Source organism: Streptomyces flaveolus (genome assembly GCF_044765825.1).
GTDB classification, from domain to species: domain Bacteria; phylum Actinomycetota; class Actinomycetes; order Streptomycetales; family Streptomycetaceae; genus Streptomyces; species Streptomyces flaveolus.
This window is the reverse complement of record NZ_JBIWKU010000004.1, coordinates 610,094-630,506: the sequence shown is the minus strand read 5'-3', so window position 1 is coordinate 630,506 and position 20,413 is coordinate 610,094. Positions and strand designations below refer to the sequence as shown.

Sequence of the window (20,413 nt, the reverse complement as noted above, 5' to 3'; positions counted from 1 at the left end):
GGCGGTCAGGCCCGCTGCACCAGCTCACGCAGACGCGTGAAGGCCGACTCGTCGTCGTTCACGACGACATCGTGCTCGCCGGTGTTCCAGCGGCAATCGAGCACACCGAATCGCTCCCAATAGGCGTCCCAGTCGGCGAGCTTGACCCGGTCCCGCTCGCTGCCGCGCTCGATCAGCCGTTGCCGCACGACCTCGGGCGAGGTGCGCACGTGGAGCACCCGGATACGAGCGGCGGGCCAGCTTGCACGCTCGGTCGAGCGACGCAGGAAATCGGGGTCTCCGAGGTACGCCACGAACGGTGCGTCGAGGACGACGGAGTGGCCGAGTTCCAGATTCCGACCGGCGGTCGCGAAGAGCGTCTCGTACTCGGCGGGCATGACCCTCTGGACGTACAGCTCGTTGGATTCCCGATCGGAGGGATCCTGTCCGAACGCCTCAAGGGCCACTCGCACGAGGGGTCCGGCGATCGTGTCCTTGTCGAGATAGGCCGCGCCCGTGAGGGAGCTGAGGTGTCTCGACAGGGTCGACTTTCCCGATCCTGCCCCACCGAGCGTGATGTAGGCAACGGGCAGGGTGTGCGCGTCGGGCAGGGCTTGCATGTCTGGCACGGCTTGGGCGTCGGACGTCATCGCTTCACTCGCGCGATCGCGGCCATGAACTCCTTCGCCGCCGCCGTGACCTTGCTCATGTCGCCGTCGGGGCGGCCGGCCTTGGTGATGGCACTGCCCACTCCGACCGCCGCGACGCCCGCGGCGAACCAGTCGCCGACATTGGCGGTGGTGACGCCGCCCGCCGGAAGGATCGGGACGTGCGCGAGCGGTGCCAGGACCGCCTTGGCGTACGGGATGCCGCCGGCTTCGGTGGGGAAGAGCTTGACGATGTCCGCGCCGGCCTCGGCCGTTTCGAGGATCTCGGTCGGCGTGTAGGCGCCACTGATGGTGGCGATCTGGTAGCGGTTGGCGACGCGGATCATCTCGGGGTTGAGGTTCGGGCTGACGAGGAACTGCGCGCCGGCCTGAATGCTCGACCAGGCGGCGTGTCCGTCGAGGACGGTGCCCGCGCCGAAGACCACATCCTCGCCGGCGAAGCGCTCGGTCAGGCGCTCGATCACGGTGAGGGCCCCGGGGATCGACAGGGTGATCTCGAGGGCGCGGATGCCTCCGGCGACGGCTGCCGAGGCGACCTCGAACGCCTCCTCGGCGCTGTCGAGGCGGACGATGAGGACGTTGCCGGAATCGCGGATCGTCTCTATGACGTGGAGTTTCTGGAACATGGCCCTGATGGTTACACCACTTGCACGCGCTTCGCGAGCCCCGTCCAGAAGACGTTGACGAATCGCGGAGACGTGTTGCAACCTGGTCTGCAATCGATCTCAGCAATCGTTCTCATCCGAAGCGGCTGAGGCGCCGGGATCCTCGATCAACGCGAACGATCAATGCGAAGGAGAGTCGTCGGCGGTGGATCATTCCTCTTCGGCCCCCCGGCCCTCGGCCGTGGTGCTGGGTGCGTCCCACTGGCACGCGCCGCTGTACCGTGCCGGGCTTGCCCGACGCTTCCGTGTGACGGCGGTGCAGGACCCCGATGCCGCAGTCGCTCGGGCATTCGCCGAGCCCTTGGGCGCACCCGTCGCGGCGAGCGTCGACGAGGCCCTGGACCGGGACGGCATCGACGTGGCGTTCGTGTTCTGCCCGCACCACGAGATGCTCGAGGTCGGCCGAAAGCTCATCGGCCGCGGCATCCCGTTCGTGATCGAGAAGCCCGCCGGTGCGAGCCTCGACGACCTTCGGGCGATCGAGGAGGAGGCGCGCTCGGCCGCCGTGCCGGCGACCGTGGCGCTCGTCCAGCGCGGTGCACCGATCGACATGTGGCTGCGACAGGCCGGCGACATCGTCTACGAGCGGATGGCGTTCGTCGCCGGTCCGCCCTCGCGGTACCGGAGCAACGGCAACCCGTGGATGCTCGAACCCGACCTCTCGGGCGGCGGCAGCCTGATGAACCTCGGCCCGCACTTCGTCGACCTGGCGATCCGTCACATCGGACACCCCGTCGACGTCGTCCAGAAGCTCTCCACCACGCTGCACCGCGAGGCGGTCGACGACCACTCCACGATGATCCTGACCACCGGCACGGGCCGCGAGGCGATCGTCGAGGTCGGCTACGCGTTCCCCGACTCGCCGCTGAAGCGGTACTGCAGCTTCACCGCGGCCGGGTCCCATGGGTTCGCCACCGTCGACACCAACGGGGACGCGACATTCACCGACCAGTCCGGTGTCACCAAGAGCGCCGTCCTGGAAGTCGACAGCGACCCGCTGTACGACGTGTTCGTCACCGGCGTCGCCGACACGCTCACGACCGGGTTCGCGGGCCTGCCGACGCTCGCCGAGCTTGTGACCACGATGGAGTTCATCTGGTCGCCGCACCCGGAAGGGACGGCGCGTCGTGGCTGAGGTGAGCATCGACGACGTCGCCAAGGCGGCCGGCGTGCACCGTTCGACCGTGTCGCGCGCGTTCTCGAAGCCGGATGCCGTGCGTGCGGCGACCCGGGAACATGTGTTGCGTGTCGCGGCCGAGCTCGGCTACTCGATGAACCCCCTCGCCCAGGCTCTCCGCCGCGGCTCGAGCAACCTCGTCCCGCTGATCGTTCCGGACCTGACGAACCCGTTCTTCGCCGAATTGGCGCGCACGACCGCCGCCGCCGCCGAAGCACGCGGCTACCAGCTGATGCTCTGCATCACCAACGGCGACGCCGGGCAGACCGCCGACTACGTGAGCGCGATGCACTCCATGTACTCGCCCTTCGGCATCGTCGCCCCCTCGACCCGCGTCAACCTCGAGGCGCTGCGCCGGTACGCGTTCCAGAACCGGGTCGTCGTCATCGACCGGGTCGAGGACGACCCGACCGTGCCCACCGTCACCGTCGACAGCGTCCGCGGCATCGACCTCGCCTTCGACCACCTCCTTGGTCTCGGGCACTCGAACATCGCCTACGCCCCGGGCATCGTCGGCACGTACACCGCCCAGGACCGCTGGGACGCCTACCACCACGCCGCCGAGCGTCACGCCGTCCCGCCCGTCGTCCTCGAGGCGGCGCCCGGCGCCGAACCGGGGCCGGAGCTCGTGGACCGCTGGATGCGGGAACCGAACCGCCCGACAGCGGTGATCGCCTCCAACGACCTCATCGCGTTCGCCATGATCTCCGAGCTCGGTTCGCGCGGACTGTCCGTGCCCGCCGACCTGTCGGTGATCGGCTTCGACGGCCTCGACCTCGGCGCCCAGTTCAACCCCCGGTTGACCAGTGTGCGACAACCCATCACCGACCTCGGACGGATCGCCATCGAACTCGGCGAGGCACTCATCGCCGGCGGCCCGCCCGAACACGTCGTGCTCGAGCCATCACTTCTCATCCGCTCCTCCACCCAGGAACAGCGCTCATGAATCCGAACCCCGGCCGCCTTCCCGGTCTGCAATACGTGGACCACGTGGCCTTCACCGTCCCCGACCTCGACGACGCCACCCGCCTGTTCACCGTCCTTTTCGGCGCCGAGGAGCTCTATCGCTCCACCCGCGGACCCGATGCGGCGGTCATGCCGGAGCACTTCGGCGTGCCCGCGGACGCACACCTGGAGCTACGCATGCTCCGGCTGCCGCCGAACCTGAACGTCGAGCTGTTCCAGTGGTGGAGCGAGGACCGCTCACCCGTGTTCCCGCGCGCCAGCGACGCGGGCGGGCACCACCTCTGCTTCGTCGTCGACGACGTGGACGACGTCGTCGACGCGATCGCCGACCTCCGGGGCATCGAGATCCTCGGTGCGCGCAAGGAGGTCGCCGGCGACAGCCCCGCTGTCGCCGGGAACCGCTGGGTGTACGCCCGCACCTCCTGGGGGCTCATCCTCGAGTTCGTCGACCGCTCGCGCGTCGTCGACCCGCCACGTCTCGTCGGCCCCCACGACTGGCACACCCACTCGATCTCGAAAACCTCGGAGACACCCTCGTGAAGATCGCCGGCCACACTCTCGGCACTCCCGACCACACCGTTCCCGAAGCGCTCGAACTCTTCGCCCGAGCCGGCCTGGATGCCGCCGAGGTGATCTACCAGGACGACTACACGAGCGGTCTGCCCGTCGGCGATGCCGCGGCAGCGGCGGAAGCGGCACGCGTCGCCGACGGCGAAGGCATCCCCATCATCGGGCTCACCCCATACACGACCGCGATCAACGCGACCGACGAACGCATACGCGCGGCAGCCGTCGACGAACTGCGATCGGCCATCGACATCGCCCACACGATCGGCGCGAACCGCATCCGCGTCTACTCCGGCGCATGGCAGCCGGGCCGGAAGGACCACGCCGCGCACTGGGCACAGCTCGTCCGCTCGTTCCAGGAGCTCTCCGCCCCGGCGGCGGACGCAGGCGTCGTGCTCTGCGCCGAGAACCACTTCGGCACCATGACGCAGACCGCGCGCGACACCGCCGAGCTCGTCCGCGCGGTCGACTCGCCCGACGTCCGCGTCCTCTACGACCAGGCGAACCTCACCTTCACCCACGACGAGGACTTCGAGGAGGCCTTCGCCGTCCAGGGCGATCTCATCGGCCACGTGCATGTCAAGGACCTCGTCTTCAAGGACCCGAACGCCCCGTTCGTCGCGTCCGAGACGGCGCGCGTGCACGCCGAGGAGCGCGCCGTCATGTCGCGCGTCGTCGGCGACGGCATCCTCGCCTGGTCGAGCATCCTCCGGCGCCTGCGCGAAGTCGGCTACGACGACGTGCTCTCGCTCGAATACGAGTACCGGTGGCATCCGCAGGATCTGGAAGCCCCGGAGATCGGATTCCGGCGCGGCGCCGAGCACCTCCGTACGCTGCTGCGGCAGCTCGATGTCGAGGCGGCCGGCCAGAAGACCGAGGTCCGCTCGTGACCGCGCTCCGAGTCGGCGTCGTGGGCGCCGGCAACATCGCCAGCATCGCGCAGCTGCCCACCCTCGTTCAGCGCGACGACGTCGAGCTGCGCGCCCTGGTGTCACGGCGCGAGGACCCGAGCCGGCTGCAGCGTCGGTGGGGGTTCGCCCACGTGTACCGCACGGTCGACGCGATGCTCGACGCCGAAGAGCTCGACGCCGTCTTCGTGCTCACTCCCCGCTCCGAGCACGTCGCGGCCGTCGAGACGGCCCTCCGTGCCGGCATCGACGTGTTCTGCGAGAAGCCCCTCGCCACCTCGACCTCCGACGCGGTCCGCCTCGCGGAACTCGCCGACGAGCACGGCCGCATCCTGATGGTCGGCCTGAACCGGCGGTTCGCGCCCGTGTACGTCGCCGCGCGGGAAGCGTTCGGTGCGGCCGGAGCGTCGTTCTGCGTCGCGCAGAAGAACCGCGCCGGCTCCGAGTACCGGGCCACGTTCGAGAACGCGATCCACATGGTGGACCTTCTCCGCTGGTTCTGCGGCGGAGACGTCGTCGAGGTCACCAGCGCGGCCGCCGGAACCGACCCCTGGGAAGAGGACGGCACAGCCGCCCTCATCCGGTTCTCGACCGGGAACACGGGCCTGCTGGTCGCGGCCCGAACTGCCGGCGCATGGGGCGAAAAGCTCGACGCGTACGGGCAGATGCGCTCGGCGGAGGTCATCGCCCCCGACACCGTCGCGGTGACGGCGGACGGCGCCCGCACCGTCCGGTCGATGAGCCCGGAGGCGTTCGGCTGGGCGACCGCGACCGAGACCTTCGGCTTCGCCGACGCGGTCCGCCACTTCCTCGACCGCGTCAAGGACCGGCAGCAGCCGCTGACCTCCGGATGGGAAGCGGTCAAGACCCAGCAGCTACTCGACAAGATCCTCGCGGTGGCGGGCCTGCCCACCGAGGAGCAGGAGGGACGCACATGGTCCAGCAAAGCAGTGAAGTAGCGCCGCAGCCCCAGGTAGCCCTGGTCACCGGCTCCAGCGGCGGCATCGGCGCGGCCGTCGTCGACGCGCTGCGGGCGCGCGGGGACATCGTCGTCGGGGCCGACCTCGCACCGCTCGAAGGCCAGGACCTCGCCGGCTTCGCCGAGCTCGACGTCACCGACGAGCAGCAGACCTCCGCAGTGGTGCGCCAGGTCGTCGCCGAACACGGCCGCATCGACGTTCTCGTCCACGCCGCGGGGGTGCTCGGCGGCACCCCCGATCCGCTGGCGACCACGACCGAGGAGTTCGAGCGCACCATGCGCATCAACGCCACGGGCACGTTCACCATCACGCGCGAGGTCGCGAACCTCATGCGGGACAGCGGCACGAAGGGCACCATTCTGCTGCTGTCGTCGGTCGCGGCCAAGGAAGCACGGGTCGACTACCTGCCGTACAACGCCAGCAAGATCGCCGTGCTCCACATCATGTGGTCGATGGCGAAGATCCTCGGACCGGATGGGATCTCGGTCAACGCCGTCAACCCCGGACCGGTGAACACACCGATGTGGTCACAGCTCGCCGACCAGTCCGGCTCCGCGCAGGCAGCACGCGCCGCACGCGCCGCACAACTCCCCATGCGACGCTTCGCCGAACCGACCGAGGTCGCCAACGCGATCGGCTTCCTCACGGACCGGGCCAACCGGTACATCACCGGCGTCTCTCTCGATGTCGCCGGTGGAGCGCATCTCGGTATGGGGTCCTAGTGACCTGAGTCAGAGATTCGTCGGCAGCAGGCGGCGACTTCATCGAGGATCTCTTCGACGCCCTGGCCACCGGAGCGTTCTGGGCCGTCGGCTTCGTGGTCGCCACTGCCGCCGGGCCCGCGAGCGCCACGCGGGCGGTTGCCGTCATGATGGGCGGCCTCACGTTTGGCCAACGTCGTCGGCGTGCCGATCGGCTCGTTCGTCGGCCACTACACCGGCTGGCGCGGCCCGTTCTGGGCCCTGGCCGTCCTCGCCGCCTTGGCCGCCGCTTTCGTCGGCCGGTTCATTCCCCATACCGGACAGCGGGCGGAGGTGCGGTGCGGGCCGAGGTCCGGGCCCTCGGCCAAGGGCGGCTGTGGCCGGCGCTCGGCGGGGCCGTGCTGATCATGGCGGAGTCATGGCGACGTACACCTACATCACGCCGCTACTGACCGACCGGGCGGGCATCCCGGCCGGCGCCGTGCCGCTGGTGCTGATCGCCTTCAGTATCGGTGCCCGGGGCGGCACCGCCATCGGGGACCGCCGCCCGATGACCACGACGATCACCGCGGCCGCGGCCACCTCCTTCATACTGCTGGCCCTGATCCCGGCCTCCAGCAGTCCAGTGGCCACAGTCGTCCTGGTCTTCGGCATGGCGCTGGCCGGGTTCACCGTCAATCGGTCGTCACATCCCTTGCCGTCCGCTTCGCCGGCGACGCCTCCACCCTCACCTCAGCGCTGACCACCTCCGGCCACCACACCGGCATCACCGCAGGTTCCCTCGTCGCGGGCCAGGCCCTGGACTCCTCGCTCGGCCTGACCGGACCGGCCCTGGTCGGCGCCGTCTTCGCCGCGCTCACCCTGCTTCCCCTGATCGCCCTCGCGCTGCGCGGCACCACCGGCCCCTCGCGGATCGTCGCCCACGCCCGGATCTACAAGCTCGCCAAGGACTCCGCGGTCAAGGCCCGCACCCAGGCGATCAACCAGCTCAAGGCCGTCCTGGTCATCGCCGAGCCCGCCTTGCGGGAACGGCTGTCCAGCCTGGGCAATGCCGAGCTGTTCCGCACCTGCGCGACCCTCGGCCCTCCAGATGGCGGGGAATACGGGGACGCGGTAACCCAGGCCACCCATATGACGCTGCGCATGCTCGCCGAGCGCATCGAACAGCTCACCGGACAGATCAATGAGCTCAACCAACGCCTGACCCGGCTCGTCGAACACCACGCCCCACAGCTGCTCGTGCCGGTGGGCATCGGCCCGGACAGCGCCGTCCCTCTCCTGATCGCCATGGGAGACAACCCCGAGCGACTGAACACCGAGGCGTCCTTTGCCGCCCTTTGCGGAGTCAGCCCCATCGAGTACTCCTCCGGCCGGCGGTGCACGCGCCGGCTCAACCACGGCGGCGACCGGCAGGCGAACGCCGCCCTGCACCGCAACGTCTTCACCCGGCTACGCGTCGATCCCCGCACCCAGGCGTACTACGAACGCCGCACCCAGGAGGGCAAGACCCGCCGGGAAATCATCCGATGCCTCAAGCGATACGCAGCACGCGAGGTCTTCAACCTGGTCAGACAGGTTCCCCGCACCCCCGCGTTATCGGGGCGTCCGTGAGACGTGAGAGGGTGCGGGGCGTGAGTGAGACACCGTCGAACACCCTGCAATACCGCTTTGACGGGCCAGAAGAGGCCCCGGTCCTGATCCTCGGTCCCTCACTGGGTACCACATGGCACAGGTTGTAGAGACCGTCCAGGGACGTCTACGCCAGTCCAGCGCGGGCATGAAATCGCAGGTCAGGGCCTGCTGGTCTGGGAGGGTCCGCCCAGTTGGTGATGGCTGTGTGATAGACGAGTGATACGGCGAGGCCCCGTCTGGGGGCTTTGCGTGGAGCCGTGAGACGACGAGGCCGCACCGGAGAGCTCCGGCGCGGCTTCGTCATGAGATCGGCTGCGCTGTCGGGCACGATGCGGTCGGCGCCTCATGCGTCCCGTGTCCCTGTGACGTTTTCGGGGTGCGCCTACTTTGCGGTTGCACTCGCACATGCGTCCAGAGAGCCGGTTCCGTCAGAGAGCGCAGCACCTCATCGAGCACGGATCTGCCCAATCGGGGTGCGGTCGACCTGGGTGTGGACACGCACGGCGAGGTTCACATCGCCGCCCGGTCCCCCGACTGGGGAAGGTCGTGGGCAACGAATCCTCTCCGGCGGCAGCCTCATCGGGCAGATCGATGAGCTGAACCGGCGCCTGACCCGGCTCGTCGTACGCCGTGCACATCAGCTGCTCGAGCGGGTGGGCATCGGTCCGGACAGCGCCGTCACGCTCCTGATCGAAATATGAGACAACCCCGATCGGCTGAACACCGAGGCGTCCTTGGCTGCCCTTTGCGGAGTCAGCCCCATCGAGTACTCATCCGGCCGGCGGAGCACGCGCTGGCTCGACCATGGCAGCGACCGCTTCCCGTCGGATCGCTCCGGCGGGGGACCCGCGTAGAAGGGGACCTGATACAACGACGCCCCGCTGGCTTGCTGCGGCGGGGCGTCGTCGTGCAGATGTTCCGTTTGTTGCGGGCGTCGGGCACTCAGGCCGGGTGGGTGTCAGGCCGAGAAGTCGAGGCTCGCCTGACCAGGGCCGGGGGTGCGTCGAGACTTCCGTGGCGGTTTCGGTTCCTTGGTTGCGTAGGCAGGTACGGGCAGGATGCCCTCGCTCCGTAGGTCGTCGGTGGTGATGAGCGGGCCGCTGCTCACGGCGTCCAGCAGCCGGGCCTGTCGGGGTTCGAGGGCCACGAGGAGCCCGAGCGCGTTGATGAGGTCAAGCAGGTCAACGGTCCACCGGACAGGCCAGGTCGGGGGCAGGATGTCGTTCAACGGGGTCTGTCGTTCCACGTCTGGCTTGCGCTTGCGGAAGCTGAACCACTTGCGGATCACCTGCACCCCGCCGATTCGATAGTCCCAGACTTCGGGCGCCACCGGACGTATGCAGCCCGTGCCCACCGTGAGGGTTCGCGTGGACGCGTCGTAGGAGATGTCCTCAGGTAACCCGTCGTCCTCTCCGATCACGACGACGCATTCCGGTTGCTCCTCCGGGGGAAGCCTCGGGGGCGAGCCAGGTGAACTGTCGTGGTGGGAGGCGAAGCGCTGGCCGTATGTGTGGATCCACACCGTGCGCCTGCCCACTTCCACGAGCTCCGCCCATAGAGCCGGGTCGCGTGTCATAGGGATACGGGCGCCGCGCTCTGCGAGGTTCGCGGCGAAGCGGCGGGTGTAGCCGCTGTGGCCGGCTGTTCCCGCGATGTACGCGAAGAGGTCCTCGGCGGTGACCGTCACGCCGTGCGTCTTGGTGAGCAGCCGCAGCAGGCCAGGGGTGACGTTCGGTTCAGCCTGGTGGGGGTGGCGGTAGAGAGGGGCGACGCGGCCGCCTTCGGTGCCTTTGAAGTGGTGCATGTCGGGCAGAAGGGCGGTGAAACTCACCGCCGGGCCTGGACGGCCTGATTCCGTGTGGAGTTCGGACAGGTAGATCTGACGCTGGTCGTTGTGGGCGAACCACAAGGCCGGTCGCGGAAAGTCGATCACTCGCCTGTCCGCGATGATGTACTGCCTGTCGAAGGTCATCCGGCCGTAGGGAACAATGATCGGCAACGTCTCCTTCTCCGCGGCAAGGCTGTCCCTTTCCTGCTGCCCGGGCAGTGGCGGTTCCGGCTTATCCGGACGGCGGTCTCTGGTGGTTTTCAGCAGTGCGGCCTTGTCCTCCGTTGGGGCTTGGACGAGCCTGCGCCACCGGCTCTCCAGGACGTCCCGGCTGGGTGAGACGGGCCAGCTGCGGTTGTTCTTGTTGCCGGAGCTAGTCCAGGGCAGCAGGGCGTCCACCGGTGGCATTGCCGACCACTCGGAGTCGGACATGACGTGAAAAGGCGCGGTCCACTGTGTGGGGCATAGTTGCCAGGAGGTCCCGTCGCGATGACCGTCGAGGCCAAGCCCTTCCAGCCAGTTGAACTTCTCCTCGCGTGTGCCCGCGGGGACGTCGAGTCGCCAGACCCGCGCCGGTGTACCCGGGTCCGGGGCGCCATGGCGGACGAAGACGGCGATGCAGATCTCCCGCTTGACATCCTGGAAGACACGGGTGCGCGTGTCGGAGTAGGCACCCTCGGGGGAGAGACCGATGACCCAGCCCTCGTCGGCGGCCTCGCGCAGGTAGTGGCGCATGCCGGCCGAGCCCTCGCTGTCCAGGTATCCGGAGTTGGTGATGAGGGCAACGATCCCGCTGGGGGCCTTCGGCGCTCCCGAGGCGGTCAACTGGTCGAAGACCTTCCAGGTGGACCACGCCCAGAAGTAGACGTAAAGGTTGTCGAGGGCGTATCCGACGCGTCCGTTGTCCTCTGGGTGGAAGCGGGCGAGGATCGGGCCCTGGCCGTTCGGGTTGCCCTCGGTGACCCAGCGTCCGACGCCCGACTGTCTCGCACCCCGCAGGTAGGGCGGATTACCGATGACCACCATGACCTTCTCGTCCGCCTTGATCTTGTTCGCCATTCGGCGGTGGCGGGCGATCGCCTCGTACATGAAGCCCAGGTGGTGCTCGACGGCAGGGTCGTCGAGTGTGTCGGCCACCAGAAGCCTCGGCGGGCGGCGCGTGATGTCGGCGTCGTGGGACCGGAAGGCGTGGTGCACACGGAGTTCGGCGACGGCGTACGGGCCGGTCTGTTTCTCCAGCCCGACCAGTCGGCCTGAGAGTTCCCGGAGAAGCCCGGACTTGAGCGCCCTGCCGTACTTCAGTGACAGGGACTTGGCGACATGGTCGATGATGTTGATGAGGAAGGTCCCGGTACCCATGGCCGGATCGACGACGGTGACGTCTTCGCTTCCGTACCCGTCCTCCTGGCCTAGCCGGTCACGCAGCACCTCGTCGGTGAAGCCGACCATGAAGCGGACGACCTCGCCGGCCGTGTAGTAAGTACCCGTCCGCCGTCGCAGTTCCGGGTCGTAGGCGCCCAGGAAGCCCTCGTACAGGTGGAGGTAGGCGTCTCCGGTCTCGTCCTTGAACATCTCGGGGTCGACGGCCGATAAGACGTCGATCAGCGGGTCGATGATGCCCCGCAGATCGTCGAGGGCGTCGTCCGTCAGCACCGCCAGCGCCTTGCCCATCAAGGAATGCCGCTTGCCCAGTCGGATCGCGACCTCGGGAAGCGTGAGCCTGCCCAGATCAATGTGCTCAAGACGAGCCAGCAGCATGGCAAACGTCAGCGTCTGACTGTATTGGTCCGCGAACTCCTCCGGGCGAGCATCGGGAAAGAGCAGGTCCTTCCAGTTGTCGGCCAGGATCGAGAACGCAGCGTCAGCCTCCCCGTGCTCCTCGCGGGTGAGACGTTCGGTGACCTCGTCACGCAGCAGGGCACAGATTCCCGCGATGCGCTTGACCAGTTCGTTGACGCTGTCGTGGACGATGGGTGCCGGCAGGAAGAAGTGCGTGAGGGCGCGCTCGAACCCGGTGTCCGCGACGACGAGTTGCCGGCTACCGGAATCAAGGTCTCCGACCAGGATTCCGGTCGGGCCGACCTGTACGCCGAAACGGTAGACCGCCCACTGGTATCCGTCGGTGTACAGCACATTGTGGAGTGCCTTGATCTTCTCCCACTGCTTGCGGTCGTGGCTCTTCACCGACCACTTCTCCGGATCGGCCCCCGAGCCCGGCTGCTTCAGCTCAACATGCCCTATGGTCCTGCCGCCGCAGGCGATGGCGAAGTCGGGCCGGATCCCGAGTTCCTTGATGCGGCTCTGACCGTGGACGATGAGCTTGAGGCGTTGCCGCGAGGCCATGCCGCGCAGCAGATGCTCCACCGGCGCGGTCAGACTGTCCTCCTTACTACTGACCGCCCCTGCGGGACCCTGCAGCTTAGCCCTGACCTCCTCGCCGAACTGGGCGACGAGGTCCGCGACCGATCCGGTCGTGCCCTTTCCCGCCCAGACGTCCCCTCTTGCCATCGGCCCCCCAAGGCTGCACCCACGCCGACGATCAGACCCATACAGAATGCCCATGACATCTCAAGCAGCAAACACCGGTGGATGTAGGTGGATTGGTGACAAGCCGCCAAAGCTGCGCGTACGGAGATGGGTTGGAGCGTGAGCAGGGAGTGCGTCAACGTGCGGAGGGCAATCGGTGGACGGTAGGGCGATCTTGCAGGAACGCTGGGGCGATCGCGGGGGCAGCATGCGTGCGTCAAACGCAGCCATCATGGCTGCGGGGCTCCTGGTATGTCCCCGCTGCTGCTCTCGGAGATCGACCACGTCGCCACGCGCGAGCTGGGCCGTGCGGCGGCGCTCAGCGCGGTCGACGACATCCGACATTGGGTGCGACGAGGCCGTGCCGTTCTGTCTGAGATCACGGATGATCATCTGAGTTGCCACCCAGTCGGTGCGTGCCCGCTATCGCGGCTCAGGGGCCGTAGGGGCTCCAGTGCCCGAGGAAGGGTTTCAGGTCGTCGGCTCGTGGTTCGGGGATGTCGGGCAGTCGGGACGGTGTGTGCAATGGGTCGAGGCGCTCGACGGTGGATGCTGCCCAGCTGATCCATGCTTCGGCTTCGGTTCTGGTCTGCCCCGGTGGCATGGCCTCGACGCGTGTGCGTACCGCGTTCACGTACTCGATCAGTCGGGTGGCGTGGCGCCATGCCGCTTCCTGGGATTCCAGGTGCCTGACGCGGTACGCCTCGGCGTACCGGATGCGGGCTTGTTCCATGGCGGCTTCCCAGCGGATGCGCTTCTGGCGTGCCGCTTCGGCCTCGTCCTGGCGTCTGCGTTCGGCGGCTTCGCCGCGCAGCGTGACCTCCTGTGCGATCTCGGCGAGCTGCTCTTCGAGGGGACGGCCGGGGGTGTCGGCCCATTCGCCCGCTCGGTGTGGCTGGCCGCCGCTGATGATGAAGCGGAGGCGTTCGGACGGGGTGTAGTCGAAGCGGGGGATCCTGACCCACGAGTGCTTCTTGGCGTCGGCGAGTTCCTTCTCGGTGGCGACGTGTTCGGCTCGGTCCTGCTCCTGGAGGACAAGAAACCCCACGGTCTGGCCCTGTGCGGTGATGGTGAAGTGAGGATTTGCCCTGCGGCGGCGATAAGACGGGGGTGCGTAGCCGGTTTGACCGGCTGAGCAGGTGTGTCCTTCGGCCTCGGCAGCGGTGATCAGTGCTTGGATGAGTCGGAGAGCGCGTCCTTGGACGGGCTTGGTCAGGCCGAGCGGCTGGCGTTCGTTCTGCATGGCCCGGACCACGGCGTGCGGCCGAGTGAGCCGCGAGGGCACAGGGACGGGGTCGAGGACGGCAAGACGCCAGGCGGGAATGTCGACGAGCTTGATCTCGTACCCGTCGCGGCACCAGTTTCCGTACAGTTCCTTCGCCTCGGGAATCCTTCCGGATCTGCGTGCGGCGGCGACGCGGGACGGCCACTTCTCCAAGTCGGGACCGCTGCCGCTCTTGACGATCCTGCCGCCGGCCTCCGCGAGCTCCTGTAACAGTTGCTCTGTGAGCGTCACACGAGGCTGCGAGGGAGGGCTTGGCTTCCGCAGGACGGCCTGAGTTACCTGCGCTCGGGGAGACTGGGGACGTGGAGCGGCGACCTGGGTCTTCCGCGGGCTTGACCCGCGGGGAGGGTACGTGCCGTGTGCCAGGTAGTGCCGTCCGGCGCTCGTCACGGCGACGCTCCACTGCCCGCTCTGCCGGGAGATCGTGACCAGGCCCCGGTTGTGCAGCGCCTGACAGGTGGTCTTGTAGGAGCTGGTCTCCCATTGGCCGGCAGGGCACCCGTCTCCCACCCACTGCAACACCGAGAGCTGCCGCTCATTGACCCGCCGTTCCAATGGTCCGCCTTCGCCATGAAGTTGACGTACAACGGCGGCATGTTGCCAGCTGAATTGGTAGGCGACCGGTGCTTCGAGCTAATTCGTCCGAACGAGCGGGGTGACGTGGCTGCAAGCTGATTGGACGGAGAACAGTAGGTGGGCGCTGTCCTGCGGCGGGGTCTGACTCGTGAGATCTATGACCGAAGTGTCCAGTCACGGACCTGCCGACTGCCGTTGCGGGATGCTGCCTGCCACCGAGCCACAGGGCGTGTCCCCATAGGGGCCTTGCCGAGTTCAGGCGCCATCACGGTTCAGACCGCCCGAGCGGGCCGGTGCCATCCACCCAGCACGTCACCACGCGGGAGGCGAACCACCATGACGACCAGAGAGCGCAATACCTCTTCCAGCACGGATCCGCCCGTTCGGCGCGAGGTCGTCCTGGGCGTGGACACGCACGGCGAGGTTCACGTCGCCGCCGTGGTCTCCCCGCTGGGGAAGGTCCTTGGCACCGAGTCCTTTCCGGCGACGGCGGTCGGTTACCGACAACTGCTCGTATGGGCCCGCAGGCGGGGGACGGTGCGCCGGGCCGGTGTGGAGGGCACCGGCACCTTCGGCGCGGGCCTGTCCCGCTACCTGCTGACCCAGCAGATCCAGGTGTTCGAAGTGAACCGGCCCGACCGCACGGCCCGCCGGTTGCTCGGCAAGTCGGACCCGCTCGACGCGCAGGCCGCAGCGCGAGCCGTGCTCAGCGGTCGCACCCGGGCCCAGGCCAAGTCCGGCGACGGACCCGTGCACAGCGCCCGGATCTACAAACTCGCCAAGGACTCCGCGGTCAAGGCCCGCACCCAGGCGATCAACCAGCTCAAGGCCGTCCTGGTCATCGCCGACCCCGCCCTGCGGGAACGGTTGTCGAGCTCGGGCAATGCCGAGCTGTTCCGCACCTGCGCGACCCTCAGCCTGCCCGATGGTGGGGGAGACGAGGACGCGGTGGCCCAGGCCACTCACATGACGTTGCGCATGCTCGCCGAACGCATCGAACAGCTCAGCGGACAGATCAATGAGCTGAACCAACGCCTGACCCGGCTCGTCGAACGTCACGCGCCGCAACTGCTCGTACCGGTGGGCATCGGTCCGGACAGCGCCGTCACTCTCCTGATCACCATGGGGGACAACCCCGAGCGGCTGAACACTGAGGCGTCCTTTGCTGCCCTTTGCGGAGTCAGCCCCATCGAGTACTCCTCCGGGCGTCGGAGCACGCACCGACTCAACTACGGCGGCGACCGTCAGGCCAACGCCGCCCTGCACCGCATCGTCTTCACCCGGCTGCGCCACGATCCGCGCACCCAGGCGTACTACGAACGCCGCACGCAGGAGGGCAAGACCCGACGTGAGATCATCCGATGCCTCAAGCGATATGCGGCCCGCGAGGTCTTCAACCTGGTCAGACCGGTTTCCCGCACCCCTGCGTTATAGGGGCGTCGGTGATAGCGGGTGATACGGCGGAGCCCCGTCGCGAACCATCCCGACGGGGCTTTTGCGGGGTTCGTGATGGCCGCCGGTGACTTGTCGGTCTACGCGGACGCCGGTCACCCGGCCTGCCGAGGTCGACGCCCTCGCCTTTCCCCGGGAGCGGTGCAGGAGCGCCTGCGGGAGCAGCCGACCCGCCGCAGGAAGGCGTTCCCCGGTCCAGCGAACGAGGCCGTCGCCTGATCGCGGCGGTGCAGTCGAAGCATGTTCCGTGATCGGCCGCGGTTGACGCTCGGCGTGGCAGCTTCCACCCTGTTAGGGGGGATGAAAGGACCGCGGTCGTGAGTGGTGGGCGCAGTGGGTATCCCGAGCTGCTGACGGCTGCGGAGATGGCGGCGCCGGTGGAGGCCGTCGACGTGTTCGCGGAGGAGCTGCTGCGGCGCTTCGGCGCCACGAAGGTCTCATTCCTCATCGTCGATCTGACGGGGAAGGCAGTGGCGCGGCTCTCCACAGCCGGGGCGGTGGAGGACGGGCAGGAGGCGGAGCGGATCCCTCTCTTCGGCAGCGTCTACGAGGTCGTGATCCGAACCCAGCGGCCCTATCAAAAGGCGACAGACCAAGGGCAGCGGGTGGTCGTGCCGGTCACCAACCGCGGAGACGCCATCGGACTGCTGGAACTGCTCCTGCCGGCCACCCCCGACCCGGACGTCCTGGAAGCGGTAGGGGAAGCCGCCCACATGCTGGCATACGTCGTGATCGCCAACGGGCGCTTCACCGATCTGTACACCTGGGGCAAACGCTCCCGGCCACCCACCCTGGCGGCGGAAATCCAGTACCAGCTGCTGCCCCAGTCGCTGTCGTGCGAGGCTGCCCAGTTCACTCTGTGCGGGAGTCTGGAGCCCTCCGCAGCCCTCAGCGGCGACACCTTCGACTACGCCCTGGACCGTGACACCCTGCACATTTCGGTGACCGATCCCATGGGCCACGACATCGACGCGGCCCTGGCCGCCACGGTCCTGGTGGGCGCCCTGCGCGGCGCCCGCCGGGCAGGAGCCGGTCTCGCGGAGCAGGCTCACCTGGCCGACCAGGCCCTGGCCGACCACAACCGCGGCCACGCCACCGGGCAGCTGCTGCGCATCAACCTCCACACGGGGCGGGCCCAGCTCGTCAACGCCGGCCACCCCTGGCCCCTGCGCATGCGCGACGGGATCACGGAGACGATCACCTGCGAGGTGGACCATCCCTTCGGGCTGTCCGTGCGCCTACCCCACCCCTACCGTGTTCAGGACATCGATCTGCGCTCCGGTGACCGTCTGCTCATGCTGACCGACGGCATGCTCGAACATCACGGAGACAAGGTCGACCTTGCCGACCTGCTGGAGAGGACCCGGGATCTGCACCCGCGGGAGGCCGCGCTGATCTTGACCTCCGCAGTCCTCGACGCGGCCGGCGGCCGCCTCGAGGACGACGCCACCGTGATGTGCCTGGACTGGCACGGCCCCCAGCACACCCAGCGACACGTCAGCTCCGGCGCGGACACCCGGCAAGCCTCAGCCGCCCGTACGAAGCATCCGTGACCGCGGGCGCTGCCAGGGGAGGCCGCATGGTGGCCGCGGACCCGAATGACGTGAGGGCCGGTCCAGCCGCGCCCTGTTCCTGCCAGAGGGCCCGGGGCCCGTGCCCGCGATGACGGGCTCAGCCCGGCCGACGCATTGATGATCGGGGCATGAGCCGGGGGCCGTAGTGCATGACGGCCTCCCTTGCCGGTGCCACGGGCATGGGCCCGGCGGGGGCAGGGCGGAGGCACGGCCGGCCCTTCCTCCTCGGGCCGCCTCAGACTTCGACAGAGCGTTGACCGGCTTGGCCACTCGGGCCTTGCCAGGGGGCGGCGTACGCCGTGGTCAACCTGGACGTGCTGAGCGAGAAGGCAGCGGGACAGGCCCGCTCCGAAGGTGCCGGTGTCCTCCACACCGGCCCGGCGCACCGTACGAAGTGAACCGGGCTGACCGTACGGTCCGCTGCCACGCTCCTGATCACTATGGGCGACAACCCTGAGCGGCTGAGCACTGGGGCGTCCTTCGCCGCCCTGTGCGGGGTCAGTCCCGTCGAGTACTCCTCGGGCCGGCAGAACTCGCGTCGCCTCAACCGGGGCGGCGACCGGCAGACGAATGCCGCTTGCACCGCATCGTGTTCACCCGGCTGCGCCACGACCCGCGTACTCGGACGTACTACGAACGCCGCACCCAGGAGGGCAAAACCCGTCGTGAGATCATCCGTTGCCTCAAGCGATATGCCGCCCGCGAGGTCTTCAACCTGGTCCGGACGGCGTCTACCAACCCCCCGTCATAGGGACCGTCTGTGACACGTGAGGACCTCCGTCGGCTGGCTCCGGCGGGGTCTTGCATAGACGGGGACCGCGGGTGTGTCCGGCCGGGCCGGCCGTGGCCCACCCGCCGGTTGCCGTCGTCCGGGGTCCACCCGCGTCCTCCCACCGTCCTCACAGGCGCCTGTGAGGACGGTGGCATGATCGTGCTTCTGGTGGGCAGGCGATCGGCGTGTCCTGCGCCCCGGCTGATCTCGTTTCCCGGGTGAGCTCTTGCCTGGTCCAGGCCGGCTTTCAGGTGCTGGGCGATGCGGACAGCGGGGTTCCGGGGCTGCGGGTGACCGAGGTGTCTGCGGGCGCTTTGGTCAGCTGGACGGCCTCGGACGGGTTCACCGCGCTCGCCCGTGACCAGGCAGGCCGTGCAGCGAGCAACGACAGCAGGAGAGTGGTCGTGCAGACCGCGGTAGTAGGACTGCTGGCCCAGCTTGGACACACCGTCACCGACACGCCTGATGGCGGTGGCGTGGTGGTGCTCGCCGAAGCGGCCCTGCCACGAGGCGACACGGGCAGCTAGGCGCCGGCCCGCCCGACGTACTGGGTGTCGGCGGTGTGCGTGTGCGCGCGAAGTCGGCATCGCTCGCGACGCTGTCAGCCGGCCGCCCTCCGCGCGCCGCAACCGTGCCTGCCCCGGCCGCTCCCGCCTGATTCGCCCCTGCCGCCTCGCTTCACGGCAGCCGCCGGGGAAGGCGGTCAGGCCGACAGCAGCGCAGGCCGTTACTGGGGGCGGCGTCCGGTGATGTCTCCGCCGGGGTCGTCAGGTAGGGCGATGCGGGCGGTGACGCGTTTGCCGACCGGCTCCCGCTGAGCCTCGAACCCCTGGGCCACGGCCATGACGATCTCCAGGCCGTGCTGCCCGACTCTGTCCGCCTCGGCGGCCCGCGCCACCGGCAGGACGGGATCGCTGTCCCACACGACCACTTCCACGACGGCGCCAATGACGCGCAGTTCCATCAGCACGGGGCCAGGGGCGTACTTGCGGGCGTTGGTGACGAGCTCGCTGACCACCAGTTGGGTCAGGTCCATGGCGCGAGCGGACACCGGCAGGCCGTGCTCCGCCTGGACACGGGTGAGGAAGTCCACCGCCCGGTGGCGGGCCTCAGCGATCACGTGCCCGTCGCCGTCCAGCGCGACGGTGTCCTGTATCGGAGGGGCGTCCGGCATCACGCTGCCCTCACCCTCGGGGACTGATTCAGCTGGGTCCACCCTCGTTCCCCCTTCACCCGTTCTGCGCGTACCCGTCACTCTGCCTCACATGTCCCGTGAGAACGGCATAAAGGGCCGCACACGTGTTCGTCGTAGCGTCGAGGTACGTCACCGGCGCACTGTTACGCCGGGCTTTGATACGCCGGGCCTCGAGGTCCCATCAACGAGCGCAGTCGAGTGAACGGTGACAGATATCCGCGGAACAGCCCGGCCCGGCCACTGTCGATCCGCCACACCGCTATCAGCGGCATCCGGGTGGTCGCCATGCACGGCGAGATCGACCACGCCGTCAAGGACATGAGCAGCGAGACCCTCCCGTCCTACGACGGCGCGGAGCCGAAGCCGACACGGCGTCCGTGCGTGCGGGGCTGCCCTTGAGTGAAGGCGCTGAGTCTTTCGAAGCCGCCGAGGTGCAACTGAGCATGGTGATGTGCAGTCCTTCCACACCGGCGAACTGGCGCGAGATCCGTTCCAGACCCGCGGACCGGCCGTGGTGCTGGAAGGCACGGCTGGAGGCGCTGAAGGCGGCCGCCCGGTCACGGAAATCGGTGGCCGCAGTCTGCAAGAACTTCTGCAGGAGCCCTTGGGGGCTGGAACATCCGGTGGTCCCCGCAGAGCTGATCGTCGGCGAGCTGGTCACCAACGCCGCCCGCTCCGGCGGCGCCGCACTCCAGTGGGCCTGCGGCTGATTCGGGATCAACGTCTGATCTGCGAGGTCTCCGATCTGAGAAGTTCAACGCCGAGTGAATCAATATCTGTTCCTGAGGGATCAGTTTTTGGAGGGCCGCGCAGCCGGAGTTTTTGCCGCGAAGAGCGGAGTGGAATTGTCCAACGCACACGGACGGCTCCGGCGTGCTACTGTCCATCTCAGTTGCAGTTGTGGTTCCCAAAACTTCAAGCGCCCCCGCCAGGCTTCTGCCGGGCGGGAGGGCTTTTGTATT

General features: G+C 68.4%; 21 protein-coding genes and 1 pseudogene. 16 read left to right on the top strand and 6 right to left on the bottom strand.

Annotated elements, in window-relative coordinates; all coding sequences use genetic code 11:
- Positions 1-5 precede the first annotated feature (5 nt).
- Positions 6-629 (bottom strand): AAA family ATPase, encoded by a 624-nt coding sequence (locus ACIRG6_RS16020; protein WP_364679075.1) that lies wholly within the window; start codon positions 627-629, stop codon positions 6-8.
- Entirely contained in the window at positions 626-1,273 is a 648-nt protein-coding gene (locus ACIRG6_RS16015; RefSeq protein ID WP_318215076.1) for a bifunctional 4-hydroxy-2-oxoglutarate aldolase/2-dehydro-3-deoxy-phosphogluconate aldolase, read from the bottom strand. Before ACIRG6_RS16015 ends, ACIRG6_RS16020 begins: the two co-directional genes overlap by 4 nt.
- Positions 1,274-1,457: 184 nt before the next feature.
- Here ACIRG6_RS16015 and ACIRG6_RS16010 point away from each other — a divergent pair, with 184 nt between their 5' ends.
- The 8 genes from ACIRG6_RS16010 (at position 1,458) to ACIRG6_RS15975 (ending at position 7,353) form a co-directional block, all read left to right on the top strand.
- Entirely contained in the window at positions 1,458-2,447 is a 990-nt protein-coding gene (locus ACIRG6_RS16010) for a Gfo/Idh/MocA family protein (RefSeq protein ID WP_403323050.1), read from the top strand.
- Entirely contained in the window at positions 2,440-3,435 is a 996-nt protein-coding gene (locus ACIRG6_RS16005) for a LacI family DNA-binding transcriptional regulator (protein WP_364679079.1), read from the top strand. Before ACIRG6_RS16010 ends, ACIRG6_RS16005 begins: the two co-directional genes overlap by 8 nt.
- Positions 3,432-3,995 carry a VOC family protein gene (locus tag ACIRG6_RS16000; protein WP_280885553.1) on the top strand — a complete coding sequence of 188 codons (564 nt, stop codon included), beginning with the start codon at positions 3,432-3,434 and terminating at the stop codon, positions 3,993-3,995. The genes ACIRG6_RS16005 and ACIRG6_RS16000 overlap by 4 nt, the downstream gene beginning before the upstream one ends.
- Positions 3,992-4,912, top strand: a complete 921-nt coding sequence (locus tag ACIRG6_RS15995; RefSeq protein WP_364679081.1) for a sugar phosphate isomerase/epimerase family protein — start codon at positions 3,992-3,994, stop codon at positions 4,910-4,912. The genes ACIRG6_RS16000 and ACIRG6_RS15995 overlap by 4 nt, the downstream gene beginning before the upstream one ends.
- The gene (locus ACIRG6_RS15990; protein ID WP_364679084.1) at positions 4,909-5,889 is read left to right on the top strand and encodes a Gfo/Idh/MocA family protein; all 981 of its coding nucleotides are present in this window, start codon (positions 4,909-4,911) and stop codon (positions 5,887-5,889) included. The genes ACIRG6_RS15995 and ACIRG6_RS15990 overlap by 4 nt, the downstream gene beginning before the upstream one ends.
- Positions 5,865-6,632 (top strand): SDR family NAD(P)-dependent oxidoreductase, encoded by a 768-nt coding sequence (locus ACIRG6_RS15985; RefSeq protein ID WP_403323047.1) that lies wholly within the window; start codon positions 5,865-5,867, stop codon positions 6,630-6,632. Before ACIRG6_RS15990 ends, ACIRG6_RS15985 begins: the two co-directional genes overlap by 25 nt.
- Before the next feature lie 165 nt (positions 6,633-6,797).
- Positions 6,798-7,016, top strand: coding sequence for a hypothetical protein (locus ACIRG6_RS15980; protein WP_364820900.1), 219 nt, complete (start codon positions 6,798-6,800; stop codon positions 7,014-7,016).
- Between the two features lie 13 nt (positions 7,017-7,029).
- Positions 7,030-7,353 (top strand): MFS transporter, encoded by a 324-nt coding sequence (locus tag ACIRG6_RS15975; protein ID WP_364679093.1) that lies wholly within the window; start codon positions 7,030-7,032, stop codon positions 7,351-7,353.
- Here the strand turns inward: ACIRG6_RS15975 and ACIRG6_RS15970 are convergent.
- Complete coding sequence (locus ACIRG6_RS15970) at positions 7,344-7,835, bottom strand: hypothetical protein (protein WP_403323046.1); 492 nt, start codon at positions 7,833-7,835, stop codon at positions 7,344-7,346. The genes ACIRG6_RS15975 and ACIRG6_RS15970 overlap by 10 nt on opposite strands.
- On the opposite strand from ACIRG6_RS15970, the gene ACIRG6_RS15965 reads away from it, so the two are divergent.
- Together ACIRG6_RS15965 and ACIRG6_RS15955 are read left to right on the top strand one after the other, a co-directional pair.
- Entirely contained in the window at positions 7,743-8,222 is a 480-nt protein-coding gene (locus ACIRG6_RS15965; protein WP_365023488.1) for a transposase, read from the top strand. The two genes, ACIRG6_RS15970 and ACIRG6_RS15965, sit on opposite strands and share 93 nt — an antisense overlap.
- 737 nt (positions 8,223-8,959) lie before the next feature.
- Positions 8,960-9,097, top strand: coding sequence for a transposase (locus ACIRG6_RS15955; protein WP_450152408.1), 138 nt, complete (start codon positions 8,960-8,962; stop codon positions 9,095-9,097).
- 104 nt (positions 9,098-9,201) lie between these two features.
- Here ACIRG6_RS15955 and ACIRG6_RS15950 read toward each other — a convergent pair whose 3' ends face one another.
- Both ACIRG6_RS15950 and ACIRG6_RS15945 read right to left on the bottom strand, forming a co-directional pair.
- Positions 9,202-12,579 (bottom strand): type ISP restriction/modification enzyme, encoded by a 3,378-nt coding sequence (locus ACIRG6_RS15950; protein ID WP_403323040.1) that lies wholly within the window; start codon positions 12,577-12,579, stop codon positions 9,202-9,204.
- A 451-nt stretch (positions 12,580-13,030) separates the two neighbouring features.
- Positions 13,031-14,437 carry a hypothetical protein gene (locus tag ACIRG6_RS15945; protein ID WP_403323039.1) on the bottom strand — a complete coding sequence of 469 codons (1,407 nt, stop codon included), beginning with the start codon at positions 14,435-14,437 and terminating at the stop codon, positions 13,031-13,033.
- Positions 14,438-14,794: 357 nt separating this feature from the next.
- Between ACIRG6_RS15945 and ACIRG6_RS15940 the strand changes: the two genes are divergently transcribed.
- The 4 genes and pseudogenes from ACIRG6_RS15940 (at position 14,795) to ACIRG6_RS15925 (ending at position 18,783) form a co-directional block, all read left to right on the top strand.
- Positions 14,795-15,892: an IS110 family RNA-guided transposase gene (locus tag ACIRG6_RS15940; RefSeq protein ID WP_403323037.1), complete on the top strand. Its 1,098-nt coding sequence runs from the start codon at positions 14,795-14,797 to the stop codon at positions 15,890-15,892.
- A 383-nt stretch (positions 15,893-16,275) separates the two neighbouring features.
- The gene (locus ACIRG6_RS15935; protein WP_403323153.1) at positions 16,276-17,463 is read left to right on the top strand and encodes a PP2C family protein-serine/threonine phosphatase; all 1,188 of its coding nucleotides are present in this window, start codon (positions 16,276-16,278) and stop codon (positions 17,461-17,463) included.
- A gap of 440 nt (positions 17,464-17,903) precedes the next feature.
- Positions 17,904-18,235, top strand: a pseudogene (locus ACIRG6_RS15930) (transposase); the annotation flags it as partial.
- Positions 18,236-18,474: 239 nt separating this feature from the next.
- Positions 18,475-18,783 (top strand): hypothetical protein, encoded by a 309-nt coding sequence (locus ACIRG6_RS15925; RefSeq protein ID WP_403323034.1) that lies wholly within the window; start codon positions 18,475-18,477, stop codon positions 18,781-18,783.
- Positions 18,784-18,983: 200 nt separating this feature from the next.
- On the opposite strand, the gene ACIRG6_RS15920 is transcribed toward ACIRG6_RS15925, so the two are convergent.
- Entirely contained in the window at positions 18,984-19,430 is a 447-nt protein-coding gene (locus ACIRG6_RS15920) for an ATP-binding protein (protein ID WP_403323032.1), read from the bottom strand.
- 219 nt (positions 19,431-19,649) lie between these two features.
- Here ACIRG6_RS15920 and ACIRG6_RS15915 point away from each other — a divergent pair, with 219 nt between their 5' ends.
- Together ACIRG6_RS15915 and ACIRG6_RS15910 are read left to right on the top strand one after the other, a co-directional pair.
- The gene (locus tag ACIRG6_RS15915; protein ID WP_403323029.1) at positions 19,650-19,850 is read left to right on the top strand and encodes a hypothetical protein; all 201 of its coding nucleotides are present in this window, start codon (positions 19,650-19,652) and stop codon (positions 19,848-19,850) included.
- Positions 19,851-19,894: 44 nt separating this feature from the next.
- On the top strand, positions 19,895-20,161 hold the full coding sequence (locus ACIRG6_RS15910) for a hypothetical protein (RefSeq protein ID WP_403323027.1): 267 nt from the start codon (positions 19,895-19,897) through the stop codon (positions 20,159-20,161).
- Positions 20,162-20,413 lie beyond the last annotated feature (252 nt).